The organism is Ruficoccus sp. ZRK36 (assembly GCF_019603315.1).
Lineage (GTDB): Bacteria > Verrucomicrobiota > Verrucomicrobiia > Opitutales > Cerasicoccaceae > Ruficoccus.
The window spans coordinates 1,356,876-1,370,515 of the sequence record NZ_CP080649.1; the positions used below are offsets into that span (position 1 = coordinate 1,356,876).

The 13,640-nt window shown below is 60.0% G+C and carries 11 protein-coding genes; 3 read left to right on the plus strand and 8 right to left on the minus strand.

From position 1 onward, the window contains the following. Window positions 1-140: 140 nt before the first annotated feature. Window positions 141-1,937 (minus strand): aspartate--tRNA ligase, encoded by a 1,797-nt coding sequence (gene aspS / locus K0V07_RS06030; protein ID WP_220623637.1) that lies wholly within the window; start codon window positions 1,935-1,937, stop codon window positions 141-143. Between the two features lie 272 nt (window positions 1,938-2,209). Between aspS and K0V07_RS06035 the strand changes: the two genes are divergently transcribed. Continuing rightward, window positions 2,210-2,959 (plus strand): PEP-CTERM sorting domain-containing protein, encoded by a 750-nt coding sequence (locus tag K0V07_RS06035; protein WP_220623638.1) that lies wholly within the window; start codon window positions 2,210-2,212, stop codon window positions 2,957-2,959. Window positions 2,960-2,962: 3 nt separating this feature from the next. On the opposite strand, the gene K0V07_RS06040 is transcribed toward K0V07_RS06035, so the two are convergent. Further along, window positions 2,963-3,418 (minus strand): SRPBCC family protein, encoded by a 456-nt coding sequence (locus K0V07_RS06040; protein WP_220623639.1) that lies wholly within the window; start codon window positions 3,416-3,418, stop codon window positions 2,963-2,965. A gap of 112 nt (window positions 3,419-3,530) precedes the next feature. Between K0V07_RS06040 and K0V07_RS06045 the strand changes: the two genes are divergently transcribed. After that, window positions 3,531-4,226: a metal-dependent hydrolase gene (locus K0V07_RS06045; protein WP_220623640.1), complete on the plus strand. Its 696-nt coding sequence runs from the start codon at window positions 3,531-3,533 to the stop codon at window positions 4,224-4,226. 135 nt (window positions 4,227-4,361) lie between these two features. Here the strand turns inward: K0V07_RS06045 and K0V07_RS06050 are convergent, their stop codons facing one another. From K0V07_RS06050 to K0V07_RS06060, 3 genes are all read right to left on the minus strand, one after another. Continuing rightward, on the minus strand, window positions 4,362-4,916 hold the full coding sequence (locus tag K0V07_RS06050; RefSeq protein ID WP_220623641.1) for a hypothetical protein: 555 nt from the start codon (window positions 4,914-4,916) through the stop codon (window positions 4,362-4,364). A gap of 160 nt (window positions 4,917-5,076) precedes the next feature. After that, complete coding sequence (locus tag K0V07_RS06055) at window positions 5,077-7,293, minus strand: hypothetical protein (RefSeq protein WP_220623642.1); 2,217 nt, start codon at window positions 7,291-7,293, stop codon at window positions 5,077-5,079. Window positions 7,294-7,311: 18 nt separating this feature from the next. After that, a complete protein-coding gene (locus K0V07_RS06060; RefSeq protein WP_220623643.1) occupies window positions 7,312-9,099 on the minus strand; it encodes a hypothetical protein in 1,788 nt (595 codons plus the stop codon). Between the two features lie 258 nt (window positions 9,100-9,357). Here K0V07_RS06060 and K0V07_RS06065 point away from each other — a divergent pair, with 258 nt between their 5' ends. Next, window positions 9,358-9,522, plus strand: a complete 165-nt coding sequence (locus K0V07_RS06065) for a hypothetical protein (RefSeq protein ID WP_220623644.1) — start codon at window positions 9,358-9,360, stop codon at window positions 9,520-9,522. 63 nt (window positions 9,523-9,585) lie between these two features. Here the strand turns inward: K0V07_RS06065 and K0V07_RS06070 are convergent, their stop codons facing one another. From K0V07_RS06070 to gltS, 3 genes are all read right to left on the minus strand, one after another. Then, the gene (locus K0V07_RS06070) at window positions 9,586-10,650 is read right to left on the minus strand and encodes a hypothetical protein (RefSeq protein ID WP_220623645.1); all 1,065 of its coding nucleotides are present in this window, start codon (window positions 10,648-10,650) and stop codon (window positions 9,586-9,588) included. Window positions 10,651-10,892: 242 nt separating this feature from the next. After that, the gene (locus K0V07_RS06075) at window positions 10,893-12,122 is read right to left on the minus strand and encodes a pyrophosphate--fructose-6-phosphate 1-phosphotransferase (RefSeq protein ID WP_255568166.1); all 1,230 of its coding nucleotides are present in this window, start codon (window positions 12,120-12,122) and stop codon (window positions 10,893-10,895) included. A gap of 131 nt (window positions 12,123-12,253) precedes the next feature. Then, window positions 12,254-13,474: a sodium/glutamate symporter gene (gltS, locus tag K0V07_RS06080; RefSeq protein WP_220623647.1), complete on the minus strand. Its 1,221-nt coding sequence runs from the start codon at window positions 13,472-13,474 to the stop codon at window positions 12,254-12,256. Window positions 13,475-13,640 lie beyond the last annotated feature (166 nt).

Below are 13,640 nucleotides of genomic sequence, written 5' to 3' on the forward strand. Positions count from 1 at the left end.
CCTGCGAGAGGGGCCGGATATCGGTGTAATCGGGCACAAAAAAGCCCCGCTACAGCTTTTGCCGTGCGGGGCTTTGGATAAAAATGAAGAGTCCTTTAGCTCTACTGTCGCCTGAGGCTTAATCTTTGTAGGGCCGGAGCTTACTCGGGCAGGTCAACCGAAGCGACATGCACATCGCGGAGCTGCTTGGGCTGGACCGGACCGGGGACGGAGGCCATCAGGTCCTGCCCCTTCTGGGTCTTCGGGAAGGCGATGACGTCGCGGATGCTCTTGGTCTTGCCGAGGATCGCGCACATGCGGTCGAGGCCCAGGGCGATCCCGCCGTGCGGAGGGGCGCCGAAGTTGAAGGCCTTGAGCATGTACCCGAAGCGGCTTTCGACGATTTCCTCGCTCATGCCGAGCACGTCGCGCAGGACCTTGTTCTGAAGCTCGGGCTGGTGGATACGGATCGAGCCGCCGCCGAGTTCGGAGCCGTTGAGGACTACGTCGTAGGCCTGCGAGCGGATGTTCTTCGGGTCAGTATCGAGCTTTTCGATGTCTTCCGGAACGGGTGCGGTAAAGGGGTGGTGCGAGGCCACGTAGCGACCGGCTTCCTCATCAAAGAGCATGAGCGGGAAGTCCACGACCCAGAGGAAGTTGTACTGGTCGGAGGAAATCTCCATCTTGCCGCGCTTGACGAGCAGCTGGGCGGCCTCCAGGCGGATACGCCCGAGAATGGCGCAGGCCTGCTCCCAGCCGGTGGCTGCGAAGAAGATCAAGTCGCCGTCTTCGATGTTGAGGCGCTCGCGCAGGGCTTTGAGCTCTTCCTCAGAGATAAACTTGAGGATCGGGGAGCGCCAGTTGGCCGGGTCATCGCCGCGCACGACGATGTAGGCCAGGCCCTTGGCACCGAGGGTCTTGGCAATGTCTTCGAGGTTCTTTACCTCGCCCTGGGTGATGTCACCGAGGCCCTTGGCGTTAAAGGCCTTGAGGCAGCCGCCCTTGTCGATGGCACCCTTGAAGACCTTGAAGGAGGAGTTGGAAAACTCTTCGGTAAAGTCCTGGATTTCGAGCTCGAAGCGCGTGTCCGGCTTGTCGGAGCCGTAGCGGTTCATGGCGTCCGGGTAGGGCAGGCGCGGGAAAGGTGTGGGGATGTCGACATTGAGCACGTCCTTCCAGACCTTTTTGAGCATACCCTCGATCAGCCCGTACATGTCGTCGCGCTCGATGAAGGACATCTCCATGTCGATCTGGGTGAACTCCGGCTGGCGGTCAGCGCGCAGGTCCTCGTCGCGGAAGCAGCGGGCGATGCTGTAGTAGCGCTCGACACCGGCCACCATGAGCATCTGCTTGTACTGCTGGGGGGACTGGCTGAGGGCGTAGAAGTCACCGGGGTTGAGGCGGCTGGGCACGAGAAACTCGCGCGCGCCCTCGGGGGTGCTCTTGAAAAGGATGGGCACCTCGATGTCGAGGAAGCCGTTTTCGTCGAGATAGTCGCGAACGCTCTTGGAGGCCTTGCTGCGCAGCTTGAGCAGGTTGAGCATCTTCTGGCGGCGCAAGTCCAGGTAGCGGTAGGTCAGGCGCAGGTCTTCGTTAACCTTCTCGGCCTTCTCTTCCTCCAGCGGGAAGGGCAGCGTATCGCAGGCGTTGTGCACGAGCAGCGAGTCGGCGTAGACCTCGATCTCGCCGGTGGCCATCTTGGCGTTGACGGTCTCGGCGGAGCGGGCGCGGACCTTACCGGTGATCTGGATCACGGACTCGTCCTTGAGGTGCCCGGCGCGCTCGTGGATCTCCGGGAAGTCCGGGTCGAACACGACCTGGGTCATGCCCTCGCGGTCGCGCAGGTCCACGAAAAGGACGCCGCCGTGGTCGCGGACGGATTCAACCCAGCCGATCAAGGTCACGGCTGAGTCCACATCGGGCTTGGAAAGCTGGCTGCAGGTGTGCGTACGTTTCATGGCAGAAAAGCCACAGAGTCACGCAAAACCTGTCCCGTGAGGCAAGCGCGGAATTACGGAGGTGAAGGCAGGTGCCGGCCATGCGATCTTATCGGGCTTGAGTGAAGGCTCCCGGTATCCGGTTGTCGGAGTGCTCTGTTGGGGATATTCGAGAAAAGAGCTCGAAGGGTGTAACGTTATTTTGAAGAGCTTAATGGGGGCTGTTATCTATTGATAATACAGTTAGTTTTTGTAAGAATGGATTCTTACCCTAAACCCCAGCCAACGAGATTATGAACATCTTTACTGCGCTCGCAAGAGCCCTGTCATCTGCGCCGAAGCCCCTTCTGGCCCTGTGTGCCCTCGGCTCCCTCCTTGCTGTGCCCGCTGCTGACGCGGCGATCTCCATTACCTTCACCTATGATTCCACTGCCGGGACGATCGTGATCGCCTCTGCGGGCTCGGCCCCGACCTCGACTACGGGGGGCGGCTCCGTCCTGGGCGATACGAGCGACGTTTTTTCAGGAGGGCTCTGGATCGATATTACGGGAGTCGTTATTGCCTCCAAAGAGGACAATATTCAGGCGGACGGCCCATGGCATACCGGTTCGGCGCTCTATCTCTACTCGGAATCCACGCAGAGTGAGTTGTCGATCGATCTGTATTTATACCTGAGCTCGTGGGAGGACGCGGGGCTGGCTGTGGCGACCTCGACGGGCACAGACCTGATTTTGTCCTATGGCAGGACCGGGGATGCCGCTGATTTCCTGGTGAGGCACGACTCTGGCAGCGACAGCCTGACGCCTTGGGGTGACGGCACGATGACGCTGACGGAGACGACCGAGGGCGCGTTGGCTTCGCTCTGGGCTAACTTGTCAACGGTGGTCGGCGATGGGCTATATTACGCCACGGCCTCAGATGCCGAACACCTTATCGACGTCACCCTCGTGGACTCTAATGTCCCCGAGCCGAGCACCTATGCAGCGATCCTCGGCGGTGCCTGCCTCCTGGTGATCGGTCTCAAGCGGGTGCGCCGTCGGTAGGCGTTACGCCTCCGGCAGCAGCTTCGGGATCATTTCGTTGCGATAGCGGAAGATGGTCTCGACCTGGCGCTTGATGAACGGGTAGGCGAGGTCGCCCAAGGGGGTGAGGGGCAGCACATAGGTGACGTCGTCGAGGATGCGGGTGCGGCCGCTGTCGATCTCCTCGAAGCGGTGGCGATGGACCCAGCTGCGGTATGGGCCTTTGAGCTGCTCATCGACAAACTCATGTGGCGGGTCCCAGACCGGGATGTGGGTGCGCCAGCGCATGGGCAGGCCGGAGATCTTTATGCGGTAGTCGATCAGCGTGCCGACCTTCATCTTGATCGGCAGCGGCGTGAGTATCTCGAACCCGAGACTCGGCGGGGTGATGCGCTGGAGGTTCTCAGCCTTGGAGAAAAAGTCGAACACCTCCCCGATAGGCAGGGGCAGCTCCAGCTCGGCATGCAGATGGTGACGCATGCGAAGAATTATAGCCGCGCCGGCCCTTAAAATAAAGCGCTGCGGGCGGATTGTTGGTCTGAGGTGAAATTCATCCTTTTCGTGTGAGGGACGGCTTCTTACAATCGGACTTATGAAACTGACCTACTTTGGACATTCCGCCTGTTTGCTTGAAACCGAAGAGCACAAGCTGCTGTTCGACCCCTTCCTCTCCGACAACCCCCTCTGCCCCGTCAAGCCCGAGGACATCAAGTGCGACTACATCCTGCTGACGCACGGGCACGCTGACCACTACGGCGACACCGAGACGATTTCCAAGGCCAACGATGCGCCCGTCATCGCCACCTATGAGCTGGCCTCCTACTGCGGGCACAAGGGCCTGCGCACCGTTGCGATGAACCTCGGAGGTCCGTCGGCATTTCCCTTTGGCCATGTCAAGCTGACCACGGCGCACCACAGCTCCAGCTATCCGGGGCCGGACGGCCTGCCCATCTACATGGGGGAGCCGGCAGGCATCCTCGTCATGTCGCAGGGGCAGACCTTTTACCATGCTGGCGACACGGCGCTGACCATGGATATGAAGCTGACCGGCGAGCAGCACGATATCGACCTGGCAATGGTGCCCATCGGTGGGCATTTCACCATGGGGCCCTTCGAGGCGGTCAAGGCCGTGTCATTCTTAAAGGCCAAGCGTGTCGTGCCCTGCCACTACAATACCTTCCCGCCGATTGAGATCGATCCGATGTCGTTCGTCTCGAAGCTCTCGGGAGCCGAGGACATCGTCTGCGAAGGCCATGTGCTGGCCCCCGGCGAGTCGATGAGCTTCTAGGGGCGAGCGGCACATTTAACGTGTCCTGCGGGCGGAAACCGTTGGCACGCTACAGCATTGCATAAAAAAGCAGCGCGCTTGGACAAGCGCGCTGCTTTTTTATCCGTAAACTGCTAAGGTAAAGATCCTCAATGTCTATCGTCGCCCGCGTCCGCGGATGATTGCATATCCGATGGCAACCAAGCCGAGGCCAAAGGCGTAGGTTGAGGTCTCGGGGACCTGGACGGCTTCAAAGCTGACGGTATTGTTTCCACTCTGTGAGGTGTAGGTGTCGGTTTGGCCAAGGCTCAGTCCGAGGTCGGCCAGAGTGGTTTCTTCAAAAGTCAGGCTGCCATTAATATCGTCGCCGCTCACATAGCCCGAGGGGGCGTAGAGACGTTCGCTATCGAAGGCGAGGAAGTCGCCATCCTGGCTGTCGGCTGTCGCTTCGCCCCAGGCGAAAGTCACGCCTTCGAAATCATCGCCCGAAAGCATAAACCAACCATCAATGGCGTAAAACGCCGTCGGACTTATATCAATTTCTGAATATGAGGAGAAGTTATTGAAGGAGGCCACCCAGGAGCCTGAGTAGTAGGCAGTCGTTGTATTTGTGTTGGGATCGTAGCTGAAACTGATGTTGATGGCCCCGAAAGACGGTATAGCGCTGAGGGCGAGGATGGCGAGAGTAGCGAGTAGATTTGTTTTCATCATGTCCTTAATACTAGTGGGATGTTACTTCACCAGTATTAGCATTAAGGCTGGATGATTTGTCAAATATTTGTTAATTTATAAAATTAGAACGACTTATTGGGGTGTCCTCACGAATAGCCGGTAGGATTGTCTTGTGCTGGTTTGGGATGCTTGGAGCAGGCTAATTGCTCGATGAGTCTTCTGGCTGAGCCTCCACGGTGAAGGTTGTCTGGGCGACTCCGCGGTTGGCAGACTCGTCGAGCACCTCGACCACGATGCTGTGGGGGCCGGGCTTGGGGCTGTCGAGCTTGATGCGGAAGATTTCCTCCTGCGCGTCAAAGATCCCGTCCTCGGGCTGGAGGGTGACAGGTGCCCCGCCGTCGAGCACGTAGCTGGCGGCGGCGATGACGCTGCTCTTGTCCGTGGCGGTAAAGACGAGCACGGTGTTGTCGTCGTTGTGCTTCTGGGTTTCCAGGGTGACGACGGGCGCGGTGTTATCCACCAGAAAGGGCTGGCTGATCTTGGTGCCGGTGCGTGCCTCGTCGGGCGGGTTGTCGAGCTGATCGGAGGCGGTGACTTTTAGCCGGTAGTAGCCATCGTCCAAGCCGCGGGTATTGAAGGAGAAGACATTCACATCAAGGTCATCGGTCAGGGTGATCCACTCGCTGTCGCTGTCAGGCTTGATGGCGACGGCGTAGACGAGCTCGTCGCCGTTGGGGTCATAGGCGCGCCAGCCTGCCGAGAAAAACCCGCTCTCGCCTAGGGGGCGAATCTGCTGGATGGGCGGCGGCTCCTGCTCCAGCCCGGCCGGGTCGTTGCTGCCTGTCAGTTGGGCGACACTGATCGGGGAGGGCTTCGGAGGGATAGAGATGATGGTCAGGCCGCCGGGCAGGACGTTGATCCGGCTGACCAGGGGTGCTGAGTTGGGGGTGGTGTAAAAGAGTCGCACGCCGCGCAGGAGGGCCTCGGGCTGGTCAAAGGCGGCTTTGTACTGCAGGTAGCGTCCGGGAGGGCTGGCCACGGTGTGGTCCTTCAGGCCGGTCCAGGCACTCCAGGTCGCGTCGGGTTGGGGGGAGTTACCGGTGCGGGTCTCCCAGTTGATGCCGGGGACCTCCTGAGTGGCGCTGCCAAAGAGTCGCAGCGTCCCCCAGCGGGCAATGATCTCCGCATCGACCGGCTCGGAGGTAAAGCTCCCGCTCGCGGCAGGACGGCCCGAAAGTTTGTAGACGGCGCCGGGGTTACTGGTGAGGACGTAGACGGCTCCTTCCTCGCCGGGGACGGACACAAGATCAGTCACCTCACCTCCGCTCTCGGCACACTGCAGCAGACTCCACTGGGTGAGATCATTAACGCTGAAAAGGCTGCCATCCTCGCTGGCACCGATCAGAAAGCTGCCATCCGGGCGCGGCAGAAAGGTGCAGATGTTCATGTTGACCGGAGACCACAGCGGCTCGGCAAAGCCATCCGTACCGAGCGCGAAAAGGAGGCTCGGTGCCTTGGAGGCGGTGGGTTCATCGGGTTCGTCCTTGTCGCCGGGGCCGCCACGATTGCGGGTGCCCGTGCTGCGCTCAAGTCGCTCCAGGATGTCGGGCAGGTTCTGCGCGGAGCCGTTCTTGTCTTTCTTCGGTTCGTTACCGGAGACGTGCAGCGTGGAGAAGTATACGGTGCCGTCCTCGGCGGTGCTCACGCCTGAGATTTCATCCGTACCGGCATTGTAGATGACGGTTCCCGTGCCGTCGGGGGCGATACGGTAGAGATAGGCGCGGGGAGCCGTTCCGGCGAGCAGGTTACCCTCGGGGTCAAAGGTCAGGGTCGTGACGTGGGCGCGGTCGGTTTCGAACCACTTCACCGCCTCATCGCCGGGCTTGAAGTCGGGCTTGAGCTTGTAAATGGTCCCGGCGGCTCCGGTGGCGACGTAGAGATTGCCGTCCTTGTCAAAGATCATGTCCCAGATGTACTCGTCGGCGGGGTCGAAGTAGATCTCGGGCCGCTGGCCGGGCGGGATGCGGTATACGCGGCCTTGCGGTGAGGTGCCGACGTAGAGGTTGCCCTCGTCGTCGAGCACCAGTGCGCGGGTGAGGATTTCCTCCGGCGAGAAAACGGTCTCGATCTCGCCGGTGGGGGTCATCTTGTAGACGGTGCCCTCCTTGCCAGTGCCGAGGTAAAGATTCCCCTGCTTGTCAGCGACAGCCCGCCAGATGACCGGGTCGTCGAGGACGGTGAGCTGCTCCAGGGTGGGGGCTAGGCCGATCTCGCCCAGATTGGAGAGGGAGACGTCCTTGGGCTCGCCGCTGGCGAAGGCCGTGTAGTCTGCCTGGAGGACAGAAAAGGTCTGGACGGCGCTCAGGGACGCGGCTGCTCCCAGAGAGGCGAGGGTGGTCAGGAGAAGTTTTTTCATCGGTGCGGTCGAAAGGGGTTACTGGATGCGGGCGGGCAAGGTGTATTCACCGTTGAATACACCGGGGACTTCGAGGGAGGTCTCCCAGAGGGTAACGCTGTCGGTGTCAGTGACGGGAGTGGGGCTGCGGTCGGAGTCCAGCAGCGCCCGTACGGAGGCGGGCAGCTCTCCCAGACGCTGGCCGTTGACGTTCAGCCCTTTGGCTTTGCGGAGGACTTTGACGTAGAGTCGGTGGTTGCTGCGCTCGGCCCGTATGGCGTTCACGATACCCGCCAGCGAGTCGGCGGTGTTGAGCAGGCCACCATGATCCAGACTGTCCGCAGCCTCGGCATCGCCGACAAAGACGGTCAGCTCCTCGCCGGAGGTGCCCGCCGGGATCGGCACGCTGAAGTGATGCCGCGTCCGCTCCTCCAGATAGTTGTTGAGCGTGACGGCCAGCTCCAGCGACTCCCCGGGCTGTAGCTGCCCGCTGAGGATCTGGATCGAGTAAAGGGAGCTGTAGATCCACTCGTCCACGATCTTGATCTCCACCGAGATGGACTTCACCTCGGCCATCCCGAAGGGATTGTTCAGGAGCAGGTCGTAGTCGTTTAAAAACTGAAAGGCGGTGCGTACCGCTCCGGAGGGGCCTGTGGCGACGCGGTCAAAGACCAGCGGCTCAAACCCGGCCACATCCATGGTCACCTCAACGTAGAAGGTCTGCTCGGCGGATGCTTCCATCGTGTTGTTGAGCGTCTCAAGCAGCGCGATGGCACTGATCAGCGGCGACCACTGGCGGCTCTGGTAGAGCTGGCTGGAGAAGGATTTGTCGGCAGTGCCGGGACCGCTGATGTGGATGGATACATCCGTCATGGGCGGTGGGCTGCCTACCTCACCAGCGATTGCCGTGAGGCGGTCCTGATAAATCCTGCCGACGACGGGGCCGACATTGGCGAGCTTGAAGGAGCTGGGCAGGCTCTGGATGACGGTGATGATCTCGGCCGGGGCCATGGGCATGTTATCGTCGCCGCTCGCGAAGAAGGGGTGCCCGAAGGCCAGGACCTGGTCGCCCTCGCGCCAGGTAACCGTGCCTACTCCTGCGAACTGAAAGTCTCCCGTCATGAGCACACCCGCTACGGGGCTGGCGGTCTGAATGTCATCGGCTACCAGGTCGGAGGTTGTCCCGATGGGGGCCTGCATCGGGGTGACTCCACGCTTGGCGAACTCCCCGCCAAAGGCTTTCAGGGTTGTTTCGCTCACGCCGGAGATCATCAGCGGGCTGGGCAGGGGCTTGAGCTTGCTGTCCAGCGGCAGGCCGCTCATCTGATCGTGGCCGCTCTGGGGCTGCCAATGCGGGTTTTGCTGCTCATAGGCGGGGTATCCGGCCTGGCGGGCCTTGTCGGGGCGGCGCTCGGCCTCCTTCTCAAAGGTTTCCATCATGTCGGCGATGGGGGTGATGCCGATGATGGTCTGCTGCTTGGGCCAGGTGTAGCCGTAGGCGTAGGCGCCGACGAGCTTGCCGTCGATAAAGCAGGGGCTGCCACTCATCCCGGCGACCGGGCCGCTCACGATCTGGCTCTCATCCAGCGCGCGCGCGATGATGATGTCCCGCTGTGGGCCGCTGAAGTTCCGGGCCGTGCCCAGCACCTCAAAGCGAAAGGTCTCGATCTGCGAGCCGGAGATCACCGTGTTCCACTCGCCCTGCATGCCGGGCCGGATCTCGGACACGGGCAGGGTGGGGGTGGACAGAGGCGGCGGGGCTGCCGTCAGGCTGAGAGAGGAGAGGAGGCCCGAAAGGGCCAGGATAGGGAGAAGAAAGCGTTTCATGGCGTCTCGCACACGCGACACGCTGACGATGTCCATTGTTCCAGATGAGGCAATCTTGAAAAATCTGACGCCGGGAATTTGCATTTTAGTCTCTTGCAAAACCAACCAAATTTTGCATAGTCTCTATTTCGGTATGGGGTAACATCTTCACATGGGAGATGTGCTGAAGTATGTAGATTTATAAGTCTATACTACGGGCCAATGATGAGGGTATTCTGTAAATTTTTAGTTCTGTTGTCTTTTTCAGCCTCGCGCGGCATGGCTAGCGCGTCGGGGGAATCCACTGCGGTCGCTTCTGGCACCGGGTACGGTGGCATCATTTTCATGGTAGCTGGCTTCGCACTCGCTGTCTTCGTGGTGGTCTCCTTGCTCCGCCGCTACCGCCGCCGCAGCAAGCCCCAAGGGCTCTCCCATATGCTGTAAGACCGTTGTGTAACGGGATGCCTTATCGGATTTCCAGATCTCTGCGGAGGTTTTAGGAGAAGTTTATTTGGAATCTAGTGCGCCAGGTGTGCTCAGGGCCTGCGTGATCTCAGCGGCCTTGTCCTCCAGGTGTATGAGCCGATCCAGGCGCTGTCTGTAAATGGCCAGGGTGTCGTCATCATCAAAGAGGAGTGTCTCTGACTCAACATCGTATGCCCATTTCCCCCAGTTGTCTTCGAGCAGCTTTAGGAATTTGTCTGTGCTGGCTGCGTACTCGGTGTGGGTCCGGTAAAGCTGAATGATGAGGCGGTATCTGTTTTCTCCCATTTCCTGCATCGTGCTTTGCTGAATGCTTTGGATTTGGCTGGCGCTTAGGCCTCCCAGAGATAGTCGCTGCTCCAGATAGGAGGGGATATCTGTGTAGAATGTGGCAACCTCCCGCGCAGCCTGTTCATACGCTGGAATGAGTGAACGAGCCTCGGCGATTTGCTCAGAGGACTCATACTTTTTCGCATCAAAATATACCCCTTCAGTGAATCGTTCGTTGGCTGTGATAAATTCGTTCAGCTTAGCCTGCAGGTCGCGAAGAAACTTTCCCATCACTTTATAGGTGGTAGCTTCAGTTTCGCTCTTCGTCTCGGTACCGTATTGCTCTATATCCGAGGTGATCTCGTCCATGTTCGCCAGAATCTCTCTGGGATTGTTTTCCCCATTGCGGACAGCTTCCATTGTTGAGTCTCTGAAGCTTTGCGCTTTCTGGTAGATGGCGTCTGCCTTTTGTATCTGCTGACTGCGTGTCCAGTTGCCAAAGATAATGAGACTGTTACCGGCAATGAAGAGACCGCTGAGCAGGCACACGGCTAGATTACCCGCTCCAGCCCGTTTCTTGGATAGTCGCCATGCCAGCCAGCCCGGCATATAGATGAAAATAAATGCTCCAATTATTGCCCCTACTGTTTCTGCTGCTCCGAGTGGGGCATCCGTGTTCATTTTAGCAGCACCGGCTATTATTATGCTGATGGCCAGCAGCACGATCGACACCGGGTGGAGCTTGAAGCTCTTGGTGCGGGCCGGTTCGGGCTTATGCCGGGGTTCATTTATAGGGGGCAGCGGAGGCGGGAGATCCATGGGAGGTAACAGTTGAAGACGGTGTGAGCGGATGAACGGTGAGCCGAAAGGCCCTTCAGTCCGCAGATTGGATACAGCTTGGTGGGCAGCACGTGTCTCGGCAAGCCGTGATTATCTATCGCAGCTTTGATTGAGCTGTGTAGAACAGCTGCTGCCCGCGGGGGTGAGTAATGCTTATCGACAAAAAAAGCCCCCGCCGGTGAGGCGGAGGCTTTTTGTTAAAGGAAAACCGGAGGTCGGGCTTAGTGGCCGACTTCGAGCTTCTTGCCCTTGCTCTGGCCGATGGCGCTGAGCAGGTCGTCGAACCACGGCTGGTCGATGTCGAAGGGCTTGCCACCGGCAATACGCTCGAACTCGATGGCGCGCAGGACAAAGCCCTGGTCCTCGTCGTGCCCGATGACGCCGCTGTGCCCCTCGAAGGCGCACTGCACGGCCAGATCGGTGCAGGACTTGATCAGGCGCAGGTCGTCGGCGTTGGCCGGGGCGGCGCGGGAGAAGTAGCCGCTCTTCTGGACCATGGTCTTGTCGGCTTCGATCTTCTTGGCGAACTCCTTGGCGAAGTACTGGCCGGGGTTGATCGTGTCGAGCTTGACGTGGCCGAAGGGGTCACGCTGGACTTCCTGACCGGCAGCTTCCATCGCCTTGATGATGCTGTCCAGGCCGGCGCCTTCGCTGAGGAAAATGTTCACGCAGTCGACCTCGTCCATGACCTTCTTGAGGCGGGCGGCTTCGGCGTCGATGTCGATCTCCATTTCGGGAACGAACACGGCATGCACGTCGAGGTTGCTCTTGGCCAGGCCGATTTCCGGGAGGAAGCCACGGTCACCCAGGACGCTCTCGCGGTAGTACTTGGCGGTGGCGGCGGTGAGCCAGCCGCAGTTGCGGCCCATGACCTCGTGCACGATGAGCATGCGCGGGTTGGAGTTGTGCTCGGCCACGATGTTGCGGAAGTACTTGGCGCCCTCTTCGGCGGCGGTCCATGCACCGAGGCTTTGCTTGATCGGGAAGACGTCGTTGTCGATCGTCTTGGGCAGGCCGATGACGCGCAGCTCGTAGTTGTTTTCGGCCAGGAACTTGGCCAGGTCGGCAGCGGCGGTGTTCGTATCGTCACCCCCGATGGTGTGGAGGACGTCCACGCCGTCCTTGACGAGCTGGTCGGCGGCGACCTTCTGCGGGTCTTCGCCGTCCTTGACCAGGCCGCGCTTCACGCAGTCCTTGACGTTGGTCAGCTTCACGCGGCTGTTGCCGATCGGGCTGCCACCGTGGCGGTGCAGGATGGCGGCGTTTGCGCGGATCTCCGGCGTCACCGTGATGTAGTCGCCCAGCAGCAGGCCCTTGTAGCCGCTGCGGTAGCAGATGATTTCAACATCCGGAGCGATCTCGGTGTAGCGTTCGATCAGGCCGCCCACGGCGGACGACAGGCAAGGGGCGAGGCCCCCGGCGGTAAGGATTCCAACTTTCTTCGGCGTCATAGCGCGGGTCATTGTCCCGATTTCCGCCCGCTTGGAAACAGTAAAATGCGCTAATACGCGAAAACACGCTTATCAGATGGGCTTCGGAGGAAATGTCCGCAAACCACTGGTTGGCGCATCCGTGGTCTCGCTCAGCCGTACCAGTGCAAGAACAGCTTGATGACGGCGGCGTTGGTGATGTCGAGGATGAAGGCACTGACTAACGGCACGATGATAAACGCCTTGTGGGCGGCTCCGTAGCGTGCAGTCACGGCCTGCATGTTGGCGATGGCGATAGGGGTGGCCCCGAGACTGATCCCGCCGAACCCGGCTGAGACGACAGCTGCTTCGTAATCTCGACCCATCAGCGGGAAAACCACCGCCACTGCGATGATGATGGCCAGGATAAACTGCGCGAGCAGGATCAGCAGTACCGGGCCAGCCAGATCGACCATGGTCCATAGCCGCAGGCTCATCAGCGACATGACCAGGAAGCTGCCAAGCGAAATATCCGAGATGAGCCCAAGCGCTTCGCTCTCGCCGGGCCATTTGACGTTCATACGCATCCGGCGACAGAGCGGAGGGACGGTATTCGTCGCGATGATGGCGAGGGCCAGGCACGAGACAAAGGTTGGGAGCATGATGCCAAAGCTCTCCAGTATCTCGTCCAGCCCCGAGCCCAGCACGATGCAGATATTCATGATGAACCAGCAGCCGAGCAGGTCGAAGTAGTCGAGTTTGCGCTCCTCCTGCCGATCCTCGTACATGACGCCGAAGTCCAGGTGTCGGTCCTCGTTGGGCTTGAGCTTAAACACCCGGATAAGTCCGCGTGCGATGGGGCCGCCCATGAGGCTGGCGAGTACCAGTCCCGCTGTTGCGCTGGCGATGCCGATCTCCATGGCGTTGGTGATGCCGTACTGCTCGGTAAATGTCTGGGCCCAGGCGATGGTGGTGCCGTGGCCACCCACGAGCGAGACACTGCCGCAGAGAAGCCCTGCCGCATCGTTCATACCTGCGGTATCCGCGATACTGACGCTCACGTAATTCTGGACAAAGATGTAGGCGACGCAGATGACGGTCAGGATGGCGAGCCGTACCCCTCCTGCCCGCAGCTTGGATAGACTGGCATTGAGCCCGATGCCGGTGAAAAAGTACAGGATGAGCCCGTCTCGCGCATCCAGATCGAAATGAAACTCCAGGCCTGAAACCAGATAAATGCCCAGGCCGATGATGGCAGCTATCAGGCCGCCAGTGACGGGCTCGGGGATGTTGAACTCGCGCAGCAGGCGGAAGCGCCGGTTAACGGCCTTACCGATAAGTAAAAAGAGCACGCCGAGCGTGAAGGTGGTATATGCGTCAAATTCCGTGTCCATGCGATGAGCGTTGAGCCGCAGGTGCTTCGTTAAGCAGGCGCCGCACCAAGAGGTGGGTGGAGATGGGATCTGTCAAGGTGTTTACGGTCAGCGTGAAAGACTCCTCACTGATATCTGCTTCCGTCCAGCATTGACTTGCCCTGAAAAATCTAGTGTTTGTGGGGGC

Excerpts from the sequence above, each read along its gene's own strand:
- K0V07_RS06045 (WP_220623640.1), top strand. The coding sequence starts at position 3,531 with ATGAAACTGACCTACTTTGGACATTCCGCCTGTTTGCTTGAAACCGAA.
- K0V07_RS06060 (WP_220623643.1), bottom strand. The coding sequence starts at position 9,099 with ATGAAACGCTTTCTTCTCCCTATCCTGGCCCTTTCGGGCCTCCTCTCC.
- gltS (WP_220623647.1), bottom strand. The coding sequence starts at position 13,474 with ATGGACACGGAATTTGACGCATATACCACCTTCACGCTCGGCGTGCTC.
- aspS (WP_220623637.1), bottom strand. The coding sequence starts at position 1,937 with ATGAAACGTACGCACACCTGCAGCCAGCTTTCCAAGCCCGATGTGGAC.
- K0V07_RS06050 (WP_220623641.1), bottom strand. The coding sequence starts at position 4,916 with ATGATGAAAACAAATCTACTCGCTACTCTCGCCATCCTCGCCCTCAGC.
- K0V07_RS06065 (WP_220623644.1), top strand. The coding sequence starts at position 9,358 with ATGGCTAGCGCGTCGGGGGAATCCACTGCGGTCGCTTCTGGCACCGGG.
- K0V07_RS06070 (WP_220623645.1), bottom strand. The coding sequence starts at position 10,650 with ATGGATCTCCCGCCTCCGCTGCCCCCTATAAATGAACCCCGGCATAAG.
- K0V07_RS06040 (WP_220623639.1), bottom strand. The coding sequence starts at position 3,418 with ATGCGTCACCATCTGCATGCCGAGCTGGAGCTGCCCCTGCCTATCGGG.
- K0V07_RS06035 (WP_220623638.1), top strand. The coding sequence starts at position 2,210 with ATGAACATCTTTACTGCGCTCGCAAGAGCCCTGTCATCTGCGCCGAAG.
- K0V07_RS06075 (WP_255568166.1), bottom strand. The coding sequence starts at position 12,122 with ATGACGCCGAAGAAAGTTGGAATCCTTACCGCCGGGGGCCTCGCCCCT.
- K0V07_RS06055 (WP_220623642.1), bottom strand. The coding sequence starts at position 7,293 with ATGAAAAAACTTCTCCTGACCACCCTCGCCTCTCTGGGAGCAGCCGCG.